This is a genomic window from Enterobacter cloacae complex sp. P29RS, assembly GCF_014893445.1.
Classification (GTDB): Bacteria; Pseudomonadota; Gammaproteobacteria; order Enterobacterales; family Enterobacteriaceae; genus Enterobacter; species Enterobacter intestinihominis.
In genome coordinates this window covers 98,093-111,118 of record NZ_JADBPZ010000002.1, presented here as the reverse complement: position 1 = coordinate 111,118, position 13,026 = coordinate 98,093, and the positions used below count along the sequence as shown (strand labels likewise).

Annotated in this window: 15 protein-coding genes; 2 read left to right on the top strand and 13 right to left on the bottom strand. The window is 54.3% G+C overall.

Features of this window, described 5'->3' with window-relative positions:
• Window positions 1–85: 85 nt before the first annotated feature.
• From emrR to IM282_RS02025, 10 genes are all read right to left on the bottom strand, one after another.
• Window positions 86–616, bottom strand: coding sequence for a multidrug efflux transporter EmrAB transcriptional repressor EmrR (emrR, locus tag IM282_RS02070; RefSeq protein WP_148388950.1), 531 nt, complete (start codon window positions 614–616; stop codon window positions 86–88).
• Between the two features lie 314 nt (window positions 617–930).
• On the bottom strand, window positions 931–2,115 hold the full coding sequence (locus IM282_RS02065) for an MFS transporter (protein ID WP_192970065.1): 1,185 nt from the start codon (window positions 2,113–2,115) through the stop codon (window positions 931–933).
• Window positions 2,116–2,324: 209 nt separating this feature from the next.
• Window positions 2,325–3,320 (bottom strand): glycine betaine/L-proline ABC transporter substrate-binding protein ProX, encoded by a 996-nt coding sequence (gene proX, locus IM282_RS02060; protein ID WP_017382774.1) that lies wholly within the window; start codon window positions 3,318–3,320, stop codon window positions 2,325–2,327.
• Window positions 3,321–3,329: 9 nt separating this feature from the next.
• Window positions 3,330–4,394, bottom strand: a complete 1,065-nt coding sequence (gene proW / locus IM282_RS02055) for a glycine betaine/L-proline ABC transporter permease ProW (protein WP_022649132.1) — start codon at window positions 4,392–4,394, stop codon at window positions 3,330–3,332.
• Window positions 4,387–5,589, bottom strand: a complete 1,203-nt coding sequence (proV, locus tag IM282_RS02050) for a glycine betaine/L-proline ABC transporter ATP-binding protein ProV (RefSeq protein ID WP_023298446.1) — start codon at window positions 5,587–5,589, stop codon at window positions 4,387–4,389. The genes proW and proV overlap by 8 nt, the downstream gene beginning before the upstream one ends.
• 333 nt (window positions 5,590–5,922) lie before the next feature.
• Window positions 5,923–6,882 carry a class 1b ribonucleoside-diphosphate reductase subunit beta gene (nrdF, locus tag IM282_RS02045; protein WP_192970064.1) on the bottom strand — a complete coding sequence of 320 codons (960 nt, stop codon included), beginning with the start codon at window positions 6,880–6,882 and terminating at the stop codon, window positions 5,923–5,925.
• 9 nt (window positions 6,883–6,891) lie between these two features.
• A complete protein-coding gene (nrdE, locus tag IM282_RS02040) occupies window positions 6,892–9,036 on the bottom strand; it encodes a class 1b ribonucleoside-diphosphate reductase subunit alpha (protein WP_045308451.1) in 2,145 nt (714 codons plus the stop codon).
• The gene (gene nrdI / locus IM282_RS02035; protein WP_022649128.1) at window positions 9,009–9,419 is read right to left on the bottom strand and encodes a class Ib ribonucleoside-diphosphate reductase assembly flavoprotein NrdI; all 411 of its coding nucleotides are present in this window, start codon (window positions 9,417–9,419) and stop codon (window positions 9,009–9,011) included. Before nrdI ends, nrdE begins: the two co-directional genes overlap by 28 nt.
• Window positions 9,416–9,655: a glutaredoxin-like protein NrdH gene (nrdH, locus tag IM282_RS02030; protein WP_017382770.1), complete on the bottom strand. Its 240-nt coding sequence runs from the start codon at window positions 9,653–9,655 to the stop codon at window positions 9,416–9,418. The genes nrdI and nrdH overlap by 4 nt, the downstream gene beginning before the upstream one ends.
• 243 nt (window positions 9,656–9,898) lie before the next feature.
• Window positions 9,899–10,225: a DUF883 domain-containing protein gene (locus tag IM282_RS02025; protein WP_017382769.1), complete on the bottom strand. Its 327-nt coding sequence runs from the start codon at window positions 10,223–10,225 to the stop codon at window positions 9,899–9,901.
• A gap of 158 nt (window positions 10,226–10,383) precedes the next feature.
• Between IM282_RS02025 and IM282_RS02020 the strand changes: the two genes are divergently transcribed.
• Entirely contained in the window at window positions 10,384–10,728 is a 345-nt protein-coding gene (locus tag IM282_RS02020) for a DUF2002 family protein (protein ID WP_006811693.1), read from the top strand.
• A gap of 32 nt (window positions 10,729–10,760) precedes the next feature.
• On the opposite strand, the gene alaE is transcribed toward IM282_RS02020, so the two are convergent.
• Complete coding sequence (gene alaE, locus IM282_RS02015; protein ID WP_022649127.1) at window positions 10,761–11,210, bottom strand: L-alanine exporter AlaE; 450 nt, start codon at window positions 11,208–11,210, stop codon at window positions 10,761–10,763.
• Window positions 11,211–11,707: 497 nt separating this feature from the next.
• Here alaE and stpA point away from each other — a divergent pair, with 497 nt between their 5' ends.
• Entirely contained in the window at window positions 11,708–12,112 is a 405-nt protein-coding gene (gene stpA, locus IM282_RS02010; RefSeq protein WP_022649126.1) for a DNA-binding protein StpA, read from the top strand.
• 37 nt (window positions 12,113–12,149) lie between these two features.
• Here the strand turns inward: stpA and IM282_RS02005 are convergent, their stop codons facing one another.
• Window positions 12,150–12,329, bottom strand: coding sequence for a hypothetical protein (locus IM282_RS02005; RefSeq protein WP_192970063.1), 180 nt, complete (start codon window positions 12,327–12,329; stop codon window positions 12,150–12,152).
• 82 nt (window positions 12,330–12,411) lie between these two features.
• A complete protein-coding gene (locus IM282_RS02000) occupies window positions 12,412–12,930 on the bottom strand; it encodes a rhodanese family protein (protein WP_022649125.1) in 519 nt (172 codons plus the stop codon).
• Window positions 12,931–13,026: the final 96 nt, after the last annotated feature.

Genomic DNA, 13,026 nt, shown 5'->3' with positions numbered 1-13,026 from the left:
ACCTGTTGTCAGAAAGGCCAGCAGTTTCACGTGCTGGCCTGTCAGTTTTTCTTTTGCAATCTGGAATGTTGAGCGGATCGTCGCGTTAGCGCAGCGCCTCAAGAATGGCGCCATCTTCATCCATCTGGTCCAGACGGGTGAGCAGCTTGCGAGTAATGTGCTCAAGCTGGTCGCGCTCGGCGGTGCTGAGGGCAGACCAAAGCTGGTGCAGGCAGTTATGCTGCGGTGGCAGCACTTCGCGCAGGAATTCGTGACCTTTCTCGGTCAGTTGCAGATGCAGGCAGCGGCGATCGTTATCGCTCTCACGGCGCTCTATCCAGCCGCGCTTCTCCAGCTCATCAGCAATACGGGTTGCATTGGTACGGGATGAACCCAGCGCGCAGCTCAGTTCAGACGGCTGAATGCTGTGGTTTTCCTGAGACTCAAGCGTAATCAACGCCATAAACAACGTCTCGTTAATCCCTTGCGCTTTCAGCATCTTGTTACGATTTTCCAGCAGCTTACCCTGCATGTGCATGCACAGGCGGGTCAGCAGGATCTCCTGATATGGGAAGTCCTCATGACGACTGGCGCGGAACTTAAGCATTTGTTCAATGGGCGTAAACGAACTATCCATTTTGGGCATAACCTCATTAATTACAGCCGATATAGTAACGATAGTGACAAATAATGTAAATGAATTATTTGTGCGGTTATATCCGCCAAACGTATGTCACCATCAGAAAGCGCCGGGTAAATCCGTGACCCGGTGAGCACAGAAAGTGTGGGGTGTGTACCCGCGAAAGAGGGGATGTGAGGACTGGGGTCTGAACTATTCATGCCGGTAGTAAATATGTCACCCACAGTAAAATTTCTGGGATAAATGATTACCGTTACCTTAACAGATGCAGGCCCCCTTTACACCCCAGGGGGCCCAAAGCAATGTAAAACTTAGTGAATTGCTTCCTGGCGGTGATAGCCGCGCCACCATACCAGCAGATTTATCGCCGCCACGATGGCGCCGATTGCGCACACGCCCGTCCAGCCCGCATGCTGCCAGGCGGAGGCTGAGATTAGCGAGCCTGCCGCGCCGCCGATAAAGTAGCTGGTCATGTACCCGGCCGTCAGACGGTTACGGGCGTCTGGTTTCACGCGGTAAATCACGGTCTGGTTGGTGATATGTACGCCCTGCACGGTGAGGTCGAGTACCAGAATACCGACAATTAGCGCCAGCACTGAGACGTGTCCGTACCAGATAGCCGCCCATGAGAGCAGGAGTAAAACCAGCCCTGCGGAGGTGGTCATATGAGATTTACCTTTGTCGGCCAGGCCACCCGCCGGGCGCGCGCCCAGTGCGCCAGCCGCGCCTGCCAGCCCGAACAGGCCAATCACGCCTTCTGAGTAGTTAAACGGCGGCGCGGCGAGCAGAAACGCCATCGACGTCCATAAGATGCTGAAGTTGGCGAAGGTGAGACACCCCAGAACGGCGCGTGTGCGCAGGAGTTTATCCCGGGTGAAGAGGCTGAAAACGGAGGCGAGGAGCTGCGGATAGTTCAGGTGATTCTCCTGCTTCACCTTTGGCAGGCCGCGCCACAGGGCCAGCGCCATGATAACCATCAACACGCTTGCCACCCAGTAAACGGTGCGCCAGCCGCCGAGGCTCGCCAGCAGCCCGGCAACGGTTCGCGCCAGCAGGATGCCCAGCAGCAGGCCGCTCATAATAGTGCCAACCACTTTGCCGCGTTTTTCCAGGGAAGCCAACGTCGCCGCGAGGGGAACCAGAATTTGTGCCACCACCGAGAACAGCCCCGTCAGCGCGGTACCGATAATCATCATCGTTAACGACTGGCTGCTGGCGGTGATCAACATCCCGCCTGCGGCCAGCAGCGTCATGGAGACGATAAGCATCCGGCGCTCAAACATATCGCCTAATGGCACCAGGAACAGCAGCCCGGCCGCATAGCCGAGCTGCGCAGCGGTGACGATAAAGCCGGCGGAGCTGGCTGAAAGATCGAAAGCACGCGCGATAGTATCAAGCAGAGGTTGCGCGTAATAGTTGCTGGCGACGGCCAGTCCCGTTGCCACGGACATTAAAAGGATGAGTGCGGGGCTAAGCCCTTGAGTTGTTTTTGTCATTTGTTTCAGGAATCGTAAGTTAAGTGATTATTTTTCCGGAAACATAATAACCAATGATTGTGAATGTTGGGGGATTGTTACGTGGTGGATTGTGCGGTTTAGGTTGGGTGCGGTTTGATCCCCTCACCCTATCCCTCTCCCCAAAGGGGAGAGGGGATTTTATACACCCTCTCCCCTTTGGGGAGAGGGCAGGGTGAGGGGTAGTATTTTTACTTCTGCGCCTCAAGCGCCTCTTTCACCCAGCCATCGAACTGCTGCTGGTGGGCTTTGATCCAGCCATCCACGTGGCCTTTGATATCTGCTTCGGATGATTTACCCGCGTGCATCATCGCGTTCTGGGCGTTAATGTCTGCCAGCGGCAGTTTCATCACCGAGAACAGCTTCGCCGCCGCCGGGTTTTTCTCGGCCCAGGCTTTGTTCGCCACGATATGCATGGTATTCACCGGGAAGCCATAGTTCATGCCGTTTGGCAGTTTGGTGTCGATATCTTTCTGCTCGCCCGGCAGGGAGGAGAAGGGCACCTGCAACCACACCACGTCTTTGCCCGGCTTCAGCACGTCGCTCACCCAGTAAGGCGTCCAGGTGTAGTAGATCACCGGCTTGCCTTCTTTAAAGCGGGCGATGGTATCGGCCATCATCGCAGAGTAATTGCCGTGGCTCACGTCGACGGTCTTCGCCAGATCGAAGGCTTTGTTCTGGTGGTTAATCACCGCTTCACAGCCCCAGCCCGGCGAGCAGCCCATCATGTCGGCTTTGCCGTCACCGTTGGTATCAAAGAGTTTGGCGATCTTCGGATCTTTCAGCTGTTCAATATTGGTGATGTGATACTTATCGGCGGTTTTCTTGTCGATCAAATATCCCTGCGCAGCGCCGGTCACAAAGGTGCCTTCGCGGTAGAATTTCTTGTCACCGCCTGCGGCGGCATACATATCGTCGTGCAGCGGCTGCCAGTTCACGGCGGTAAAGGTGGCATCGCCGGAGGCAATAGAGGTATAGCCCACGTTGTAATCCACTTCACTGGCGGTATTCACCGTATAGCCCAGTTTCTCCAGCGCACGGCTGACAATCTGGGTCTGGAAGGACTCTTCCGAAATGGTGCTCTGCACCGGCTGCACGGTAATGCCTTTGCCCGGCAGGTCAGCGGCAACTGCGCTGGTGGAGACAAGGGTCGCAAACGCTGTGGCAAAAAGTACGTTATGTCGCATCGTTGTTCCTTATTTTGTGAATGGGCGGGTGAGTAACCCGACAGGGCCGGTGGTATACCAGCGACGGTTGCCGCGACTGCGTGAATCACGACCGACAGCCTGGGTCAGGCGGTCAAGAATGATGGCGAGGATCACAATCCCGACGCCGCCGACGGTCGCCAGCCCCATATCGAGACGGCCAATGCCGCGCAGTACCATCTGACCTAACCCACCAACGGCAATCATTGAGGCGATCACCACCATCGACAGCGCCAGCATCAGCGTCTGGTTAACACCTGCCATAATGGTCGGCATCGCCAGCGGAAGCTGAACCTTAAACAGCATCTGACGTGGGCTGGCGCCAAACGAGCGTGATGCCTCTATCAGATCCGCAGGCACCTGGTTAATGCCCAGAATGGTCAGGCGAATAATCGGCGGCAGGGCAAAGATAATGGTCACGACCACCCCCGGTACGTTACCGATGCCGAACAGCATCACGATAGGCACCAGGTAAACGAACGCTGGCGTGGTCTGCATCGCATCCAGCAGCGGGCGGATAATTTTTGCGGCCCGGGGGCTGCGCGCCAGCCAGATCCCCATCGGCAGGCCGATCGCCACGCAGAACAGCAGGGCGGTCAGCACCAGCGCCAGGGTGATCATCGCCTGAGACCACGCGCCAATCGCGCCGATGGCAATCAGGGAGATCAGCGTGGCGATCCCCATACCCGCGCTGCCGAACTGCCATGCGATTAGCGAGAACAGGATAATCGCCACCGGCGCGGGCATGCCCAGCATCAGCTGCTGGAAGCCGTTCAGGATGTAATCCACCGGGATGCGGATCCCCTGGAACACCGGACGGAAGTGGGTAACGACCCAGTCGATCCCCTCCGTTACCCAGCTATCCAGCGGGATCAGCGTCTTGTGGAACGGATCCATAATATTGAAATGCTCTGGGGCAGGCGCCGGTGCGCTGTTGAGCCAGTCTGCCGCGCCGCCGCCATCGGCAGGCGCAGGCGTCGACCCCCACGCATCGGCAGATTGCGCCGCGCTGTCCGCTGCTTCAGTGGTGCCCCATGGGTTTGATTGATCAGCCATTGTTTGTCCCCTCGCGATCTAAAGCCTGTAGCAGCATCCGTTTTGAGATGATGCCAATGTACTGTTGTTCTTCACCGACAACCGGCACGGCGCACGGCGCCTGACCCACGTGAGAGAGCAACTCGCTGAGCGGCGTTTCGGCGTCCACGGCAAGCGGAGCGTCAATCAACGCCGCATCGATTCCCTGGTTTTCGCTCAGGGCGGTTTTCAGGGAGTCGATGGAGACAACGCCGACAAATTTATTGCCGCGTTCAACCAGATAACCGTATTCACGGTCTTCGTCCTGCAACAGCTTCAGCGCGGAGCGCGGACCAAAACCTGGCGTTTTTCGAATAATGCCGTTTGGTGTTCGACGGGCAATATCTTTCGCACTGAATACGTGGCTAATATCCACGCCGCGGAAGAAGGTGCGCACATAATCATTCGCCGGATTATTGAGAATTTCATCCGGTGTGCCGACCTGCACCACTTCACCATTTTGCATAATGGCGATACGGTCGCCAATACGCATGGCTTCATCCAGATCGTGAGAAATAAAAACAATGGTGCGCTGATGTTTGGCCTGTAATTTTACCAGCTCATCCTGCATCTCGGTGCGAATTAAGGGATCGAGCGCCGAGAAGGCTTCGTCCATTAATAAAATATCCGGATTAATCGCTAATGCGCGCGCTAATCCCACGCGCTGACGCATACCGCCAGAGAGCTCATCCGGATACGCATGAGCATAATTTTCCAGCCCGACCTGACGCAGTGCATCAAGGGCTTTTTCCTGACGTTCCTGAGCGGGCGTGCCGGCTAACTCCATGCCAAAGGCGGTATTATCGAGTACCGTCATGTGCGGCATCAGTGCAAATGACTGAAACACCATCGCAATTTTCTTTCTGCGCACCTCGCGGAGTTCCGCGTCTGATATTCTGGCGATATCAACGCCGTCAATCAGCACCTGTCCGCGGGTGGGTTCAATCAGGCGATTGAGAAGGCGAACCATAGTGGATTTACCCGAACCGGATAATCCCATGATGACAAAAATCTCGCCTTCTTCAATGGCCAGACTGGCGTCTTTAACGCCAAGCGATAGCCCGGTTTTTTCCAGAATTTGCTCTTTCGAAAGGCCTTTCTCAATATATTTGAAAGCACGCTGCGGGTGCTCGCCAAATACTTTATAAAGATTTTTCACTTCTAATTTAATTGCCATGCAATAGAGAGTGTCCTGTTATTTGTTTATGTCGATATGATTACCATGGTAAATAGTTAACTGGCATTACCCTAACATACTCAGAATCTGAGACAACCCTGGGCCTGCCTGAGGTCGGAATTTTACAGCAAGCGAAACGGCTGAATTTCCCATGAATAAAGGGCTGAGGGCGCTTTGAATTTTTCTCAATTTTTTGCTACTGCATGGGAGAATTTCGCCTGAATCGGTGTGATTCAGGCGAATATGAAGGGGAAATTACAGTGTAGTACGTAGTGGAATATTCGGCTGGAAATAATGAAATGTAGAGTTAATTAATGAACGTTAATTCATTCATTAAAAATCCCAGTCCTCGTCTTGCGTCTCCACCGCTTTACCCATCACGTACGACGAGCCGGACCCGGAAAAGAAGTCGTGGTTTTCATCGGCGTTGGGCGACAGCGCCGCGAGGATCGCCGGGTTCACTTCCGCCATTTCCGGTGGGAATAACGCGTCGTAGCCCAGGTTCATCAGCGCCTTGTTGGCGTTGTAGCAGAGGAAGGCTTTTACGTCCTCTTCCCAGCCCGTTCCGGCGTACAGCTCCTCGGTATAGCTCAGCTCGTTGTCATACAGATCCATCAGTAAATCGAGGGCAAAACCTTTGAGTTCCTCGCGTTTTTCCGGGGTGACTTTCTCCAGTCCTTTCTGGTACTTATAGCCGATGTAATACCCGTGTACCGCTTCATCGCGGATGATGAGGCGAATCAAATCGGCGGTATTAGTGAGCTTGCCCCGGCTCGACCAGTACATGGGCAGCCAGAAGCCGGAATAGAAGAGAAAAGATTCCAGGAACACGCTGGCGATCTTCTTCTTCAGCGGCTCGTCGGCCCGGTAATATTCCAGCACCAGATCTGCCTTGCGCTGCAATGACGCGCTCTCTTCGCTCCAGGCGTAGGCCGCGTCCACGTCTCTGGTCTGGCACAGGGTGGAGAAAATCGAGCTGTAAGAGCGGGCATGGACCGCCTCCATAAAGCTGATATTCGACATTACCGCCTCTTCGTGCGGGGTCAGCGCATCACTCATCAGCGCGGGCGCACCCACGGTATTCTGAATGGTGTCCAGCAGCGTCAGGCCGGTAAAGACGCGGATTGTCAGCTGCTGCTCGGCATGGCTCAGGGTTTGCCAGGCCGGAATATCGTTGGAGAGCGGTACCTTTTCCGGCAGCCAGAAGTTGCTGGTCAGGCGGTTCCAGACCTCCAGGTCTTTATCATCCAGAATTTTGTTCCAGTTAACGGCGCTTACGCGTGACAGTTTCATCCTTTCTCCTTACAGCGCGCAGGACACGCAGCCTTCAATTTCGGTACCTTCCAGCGCGAGCTGGCGCAGGCGAATGTAGTACAGCGTTTTGATGCCTCTCTTCCAGGCGTAGATCTGCGCTTTATTGATGTCCCGCGTGGTGGCGGTGTCCGGGAAGAAGAGCGTCAGCGACAGCCCCTGGTCCACATGTCTGGTCGCCTCGGCGTAGGTATCAATGATCTTTTCCGGGCCGATCTCATAGGCGTCCTGGTACAGAGCCAGATTCTCGTTAGTCATAAACGGGGCAGGGTAGTAGACGCGTCCGGTTTTGCCTTCCTTGCGGATTTCAATCTTCGACACGATCGGATGGATGCTCGACGTGGCATGATTTATATAGGAAATGGAGCCGGTTGGAGGAACCGCCTGAAGGTTCTGGTTATAGATGCCGTAGTGCATCACATCCTCACGCAGCTGTTGCCACATCTCACGCGTCGGCAGGGTAATGCCGGCGCGGTCGAAAAGCGCGCGTACTTTTTCGGTTTTCGGCTGCCAGTCGCCTTCCAGATACTGGCTGAAATACTCTCCACTGGCGTAGCGGGACTGCTCAAAGCCTGCGAACCGCTGGTTGCGTTCGCGCGCCAGCATCATTGAGGTATGCAGCGCATGCCAGGTGATGGTATAGAAATAAAGGTTGGTGAAATCCAGCCCTTCCGGGCTGCCGTAGGCGATACCCTCCCGCGCCAGATAGCCGTGCAGGTTCATCTGCCCAAGGCCGATGGCATGCGACGCGGCGTTGCCCGCCTCAATGGACGGTACGCTGCGGATGTGGCTCATGTCCGATACCGCCGTCAGCCCGCGAATGGCGGTCTCTACCGTGCGGCCAAAATCGGGGGAATCCATGGTGTGGGCAATATTCAGCGAACCGAGATTGCAGGAGATATCTTTGCCGATATCCGCGTAGTCGAGGTTCTCGTCGTAACTGGACGCGCTGTTGACCTGCAAAATCTCCGAGCACAGATTGCTCATGTTGATGCGCCCGGCAATCGGGTTGGCGCGGTTCACCGTATCCTCGTACATGATGTACGGGTACCCGGACTCAAACTGAATTTCGGCAAGCGTCTGGAAAAAGTCGCGGGCGTTAATGTATTTCTTACGAATGCGCTCGTCCGTCACCAGTTCGTCATACAGTTCGCTGATGGCCACATCGCCAAAAGCTTTGCCGTAGATACGCTCAACGTCATACGGTGAGAAAAGCGCCATGTCGGCATTTTCTTTGGCCAGCTTAAACGTGATATCCGGGATCACCACGCCGAGCGACAGGGTTTTAATGCGGATCTTTTCGTCGGCGTTTTCACGTTTGGTATCCAGAAAGCGCAGAATGTCCGGATGATGCGCGTGCAGATAAACCGCACCCGCGCCCTGACGTGCGCCAAGCTGGTTGGCGTATGAGAAAGCATCTTCCAGCATCTTCATCACCGGGATGACGCCGGAGGACTGATTTTCGATGCGCTTGATCGGCGCGCCCGCTTCCCGCAGGTTCGAAAGCAGAAATGCCACGCCGCCGCCGCGTTTCGAAAGCTGTAGCGCCGAATTTACCGCACGGCCAATCGACTCCATATTGTCTTCAATACGCAGCAGGAAGCAGGAGACCAGCTCGCCGCGCTGGGCTTTGCCGCAGTTAAGGAAGGTTGGCGTGGCAGGCTGGAAGCGGCCTGAGAGGATCTCCTCCGTCAGCCTTTCGGCCAGGGCTTCATCGCCCTGCGCCAGCGTCAGGGCTACCATCACCACCCGATCTTCAAAGCTTTCTAAATAGCGTTTGCCGTCGAAGGTTTTCAGGGTGTAGCTGGTGTAATACTTCCACGCGCCGAGAAACGTCTGGAAGCGAAAACCGCTGGCGTGCGCCCGTTCAAACAATGCCACCGCGAAGGCGCGGTCGTAGCGGGTCAGGACACGCTCTTCGTAATAACCCTCTTTTACCAGCCAGTCGAGACGTTCCTGCTGGCTGCCAAAGACGACGCTGTTCGGGCGTACATGAGCGGCAAAAAAGGCGTCCACCGCCTCACGATCTTTGCCAAACTGAATGCGCCCCTCCCGGTCATAGAGGTTTAGCATGGCGTTTAATGCATGGTAATCCGGCGTCGCCTGAATCACGCGCTCTGCGGTTGTCGTTGCCAAAATTCGTTCACTCCTTTACGCACGTTCTCTACGTCCTGCTGTGTCCCCATCAGTTCAAAACGATAGAGATACGGCACGCCGCATTTTTGAGAGATGACATCCCCGGCGCGGGCAAAGGCCTCGCCGAAGTTACGATTGCCTGCCGCGATCACGCCGCGAATCAGCTGCCGGTTATGGGGATCGTTCAGAAAGCGGATCACCTGACGAGGCACAGCCCCCGCGGTGCCGCCACCGCCATAGCTGGGCACTACCAGAATGTAGGGTTCGTCTACCTGAATACGCTCCCGCTCGTTCAGCGGAATGCGAATCGCGGGCAGCCCGAGACGCTCCATAAACCGAAGCGTGTTTTCCGAGCTGCTGGAAAAGTAGACCAGCCTGCTCATGCACTGACGCCCTGAGCGGCAAGGCGGTTGATCATGTCCGGACGAAAGCCAGACCAGCTGGTGTCGCCAGCAACCACAACCGGAAGCTGACGGAAACCTTGCGCCCGCAGGGTGTCTGCCGCGTCAGGCACCTGATCTATATTGACCATCTCAAATGCCACGCCGCGGCTCTCCATCGCCCGTTTCGTGGCGTGGCACTGAACACAATCGTTACGAGTGTAAATAATAATGCTCATGATTCGTATTTCCATTTAGAATGAGAGAACGGCGCGAGTAAACGCGTCATGTTGTGTCTGTCTTGCTAAAGGGAATACTAGATGTAGTTGAGATAACTTTCAACCACACAAGATATGGGAAATTCAGATTGATAAGGCCCCAATGATGAGCCTGGCGGGGCAGGGCGAACTGCGCGGGTTTTTCAGGCTTTCAGGCAAAGAAAAGCCCCGGCGCCTGAGGCTACCGGGGCTGAAAACGCGTGCTTACTTACGCAGGCTAAGCAGGGCGCCGACAAAAATCCCGACTGCCGCGACCGTTCCCAGCGTACACAGCGGTTTTTCACGTACGAAGGTGGTGGCGCAGCTGGCCATATCGCAGGCCGCCTGAGTGGTACGTGAGCGGCCATTCATCCTTGCTCGCGTTTCACGCAGCAGAGACTGAGCCTTACGTTTCGCGGCATCTGCTTCGTCCTTCGCGTCAGAGCCCCAGGATTTCAATACGGCTTCCAGCGTGTCCGCTAATTGGCTGACATCGTTACGAATATCCTGGGTGTCGTCGTTAATATCGTTTCGGTTCGGTCTGTTAAACATACGATCCTCCATAATTTGTGTTCCCGTTTAGTTTAGTCCAGAAATGTAATATCTGAAGCGAGTCACGGCTTATCGGGCAGTTTATGGAATATTCTGAAAGCCCTGCTAATGCTGAATACTGTAAGGTTGCCCGGCAGGTATGATAATGAGGAAAAGATATGTATTTACGACCCGATGAGGTGGCGCGCGTTCTTGAAAAAGAAGGGTTCACCATGGATGAGGTAACATCAAAAGCGTACGGATATCGCCGTGGTGAGAATTATGTTTACGTCAATCGTGAAGCAAGAATGGGGCGTACTGCTCTCATTATTCACCCGACACTCAAAGACAGAAGCCTGTCATTTGCTGAGCCCGCCTCGGATATTAAAACCTGCGATCATTATCAGCAATTTCCGCTCTATTTAGGCGGCGAGACGCATGAACATTATGGTATTCCGCACGGTTTCAGCTCGCGTATGGCGCTGGAGCGTTTCCTGAAAGGGCTGTTTGGCGACGTACAATAACTCAGCGACTGGCATGAGCCAGTCGCCTTATCTTACGCTTTTGCCTGACTATAAGGGCTGACTTTAAACAGGCGGCGGCAGTAGTCAAGGAAGTAACCGTACACCGCACCCATCAGCATAGATACCACGATATTTGAACTTACCGCGGCGGCGATTTGATGCCAGTCTGCGCCCACCGTCAGCAAAATAACCACATACACCGGGGACTGGAACGTCACGTAAGCCAGCACGTCCGCCAGGTTTTTTACCCAACCTGCCGGGCTAATACGCCGGGCGAAACGCATCACCGCATCGCGATACATTCCGTACGGCCAGGCAATCATGATATTCACCGGAATGGCCACCAGGCGCGATGAGAGGGACTGCTCAAAGGTCATTCCGGACAGGAAAATTTCAATCAGCATGTTTACGACGGAACAGTAAACGACCATCGCGAACGTATCCGCTACCGCATGGCGCAGGCGAGACTGCGGTGAGAACATGTCTGAACTCCTCGAACAGGACAAAAAAGTGGCGTTTTTACCTGCGGCGTTTAGTGCTTTAGGTTGGTTTGTTTTGAGTGTATAGCGTATCCCTCTGGCTTTTAACTAACAAGTAGTGATTAATTTTTATTTATGGACGCTTTGTCCATAAAATTCTCTAAAGTTGGCTGTTTTTTGTGCGAGTCGTTATTTTCTTTCCCATCCACCGTTTTATTAAACGAAATCAGACTATTAGCTTATCTGAGCAAGCGTATAACGTTTGTTATTCGGAGGATGCCGGGCGGTTTTTTGAACGGCTTTAAACAGGGATTTTTGACCAGGTGCAGGACGGAATATTACGCATTAAAACTGACAGGTAATTCGGGGTTATATTAACGGGATATTCTAAAACATTTACAATAATGTCAAAACGACAGAGTGGGTAGATATCAGAACAAAAATCAATTATTCTGTTGCTTGATTTATGTTATACACACGAAGAAAGGTTTCTCATTATTATGGCTTTAACGTTACAGAATCTTAATAATATCCGTACCCTCCGGGCGCTGGCGCGTGAATTATCCATGGATGTTCTGGAAGAAGTGCTGGAAAAAGTTCGGATTGTCACAGAAGAAAAACGCAGCGAGCAGGCTGAATTAGAGCGCCAGCGCGCTGAACAGCAGGATAAAATTAATGCTCTGCTGGAACTGATGAAGGCAGACGGTATTTCCCCGAGCGATCTGTTAGGCGGAGAACTGGCTCATGCGGGCCAGCCGGCTAAAAAACGTAAAGCGCGTGCGGCGAAATATCGTTTCATCGACGCGAACGGTGAAGAGAAAACGTGGACCGGTCAGGGACGTACGCCAAAGCCAATTGCGAACGCACTGGCAAACGGTAAATCGCTGGATGATTTCCTGATCTGATGATTATTCGGGCGGTGTATTCCGCCCGATTATTGACTTAGCAGACGCCAAAGTCACCTTCTTCGGAGTACAGAACTACGTCCGCCACTTTCAGGTGATATTTCTCGCCCTGCTCATTGGTGGCCTGCACGGCCACAATGTTTTCACCATTTACTTCGAGCACTTTCAGTTTCGGACCGCCCTGACGCGGTTGGACATAATCACCGACAGAAAACATAGCACCTCCTCATCATTGTCACGATCTTCACCATAGCCCACGTCCGGGGCGGGGTACAGCCTAATCTTTCAGATACCCCTTATCAGGTACGTCGGTTCCACGGCATCACTTTCAGCAGTCGCGCCATACCGCAAAAACCTGTCACTCCGGCGAACAGCAGCCCGGCGCCCACAAAACCGCTTAGCAGGAAAAAGCCGCTGGAGACGCTGTAACCCAGCACCACGCCGCAGAGAATCAGCAGCCCGGCGGCGATCTGCACCTGACGCATCAGCGGAAGCGGCTGCGATTTATCTTCAACGGTCAGCAGCCCGGCCTGCTTCCAGCCCTGAATGCCTCCCTCAACCACAAAGGCGTTCGCAGGGGACGCTGCCCGGGCAAGACGAGCATCATTGTTTGCGGTTCTTGCGCCAGACTGACAGTGGAAAATCACCGTTTCTCCCGGCGCTGCGTTAAGCCCGCCGGGTAACGAATCCAGCGGAATGGAGTGCGCCGCTGGAATATGCTCGCGGGCATACTCGTCGGGGTCGCGAATATCGATAAGTTTGGCGCCTTCAGCAATAAGCGCGTTTGCCTGCTGCGGCGAAATAAGAGGAAGAGACATTGTGTTTCCTTACGGTCAATTTCAGAACAGTAGAGCATTTAAGGCAGGGTTTCAGCCAGTGTAAAGAGGGTAAAGGCAGGTAAAAGCGCGAGAGAC

Excerpts from the sequence above, each read along its gene's own strand:
- emrR (WP_148388950.1), bottom strand. The coding sequence starts at position 616 with ATGGATAGTTCGTTTACGCCCATTGAACAAATGCTTAAGTTCCGCGCC.
- IM282_RS02065 (WP_192970065.1), bottom strand. The coding sequence starts at position 2,115 with ATGACAAAAACAACTCAAGGGCTTAGCCCCGCACTCATCCTTTTAATG.
- proX (WP_017382774.1), bottom strand. The coding sequence starts at position 3,320 with ATGCGACATAACGTACTTTTTGCCACAGCGTTTGCGACCCTTGTCTCC.
- proW (WP_022649132.1), bottom strand. The coding sequence starts at position 4,394 with ATGGCTGATCAATCAAACCCATGGGGCACCACTGAAGCAGCGGACAGC.
- proV (WP_023298446.1), bottom strand. The coding sequence starts at position 5,589 with ATGGCAATTAAATTAGAAGTGAAAAATCTTTATAAAGTATTTGGCGAG.
- nrdF (WP_192970064.1), bottom strand. The coding sequence starts at position 6,882 with ATGAAACTGTCACGCGTAAGCGCCGTTAACTGGAACAAAATTCTGGAT.
- nrdI (WP_022649128.1), bottom strand. The coding sequence starts at position 9,419 with ATGAGCAGGCTGGTCTACTTTTCCAGCAGCTCGGAAAACACGCTTCGG.
- nrdH (WP_017382770.1), bottom strand. The coding sequence starts at position 9,655 with ATGAGCATTATTATTTACACTCGTAACGATTGTGTTCAGTGCCACGCC.
- IM282_RS02025 (WP_017382769.1), bottom strand. The coding sequence starts at position 10,225 with ATGTTTAACAGACCGAACCGAAACGATATTAACGACGACACCCAGGAT.
- IM282_RS02020 (WP_006811693.1), top strand. The coding sequence starts at position 10,384 with ATGTATTTACGACCCGATGAGGTGGCGCGCGTTCTTGAAAAAGAAGGG.
- alaE (WP_022649127.1), bottom strand. The coding sequence starts at position 11,210 with ATGTTCTCACCGCAGTCTCGCCTGCGCCATGCGGTAGCGGATACGTTC.
- stpA (WP_022649126.1), top strand. The coding sequence starts at position 11,708 with ATGGCTTTAACGTTACAGAATCTTAATAATATCCGTACCCTCCGGGCG.
- IM282_RS02005 (WP_192970063.1), bottom strand. The coding sequence starts at position 12,329 with ATGTTTTCTGTCGGTGATTATGTCCAACCGCGTCAGGGCGGTCCGAAA.
- IM282_RS02000 (WP_022649125.1), bottom strand. The coding sequence starts at position 12,930 with ATGTCTCTTCCTCTTATTTCGCCGCAGCAGGCAAACGCGCTTATTGCT.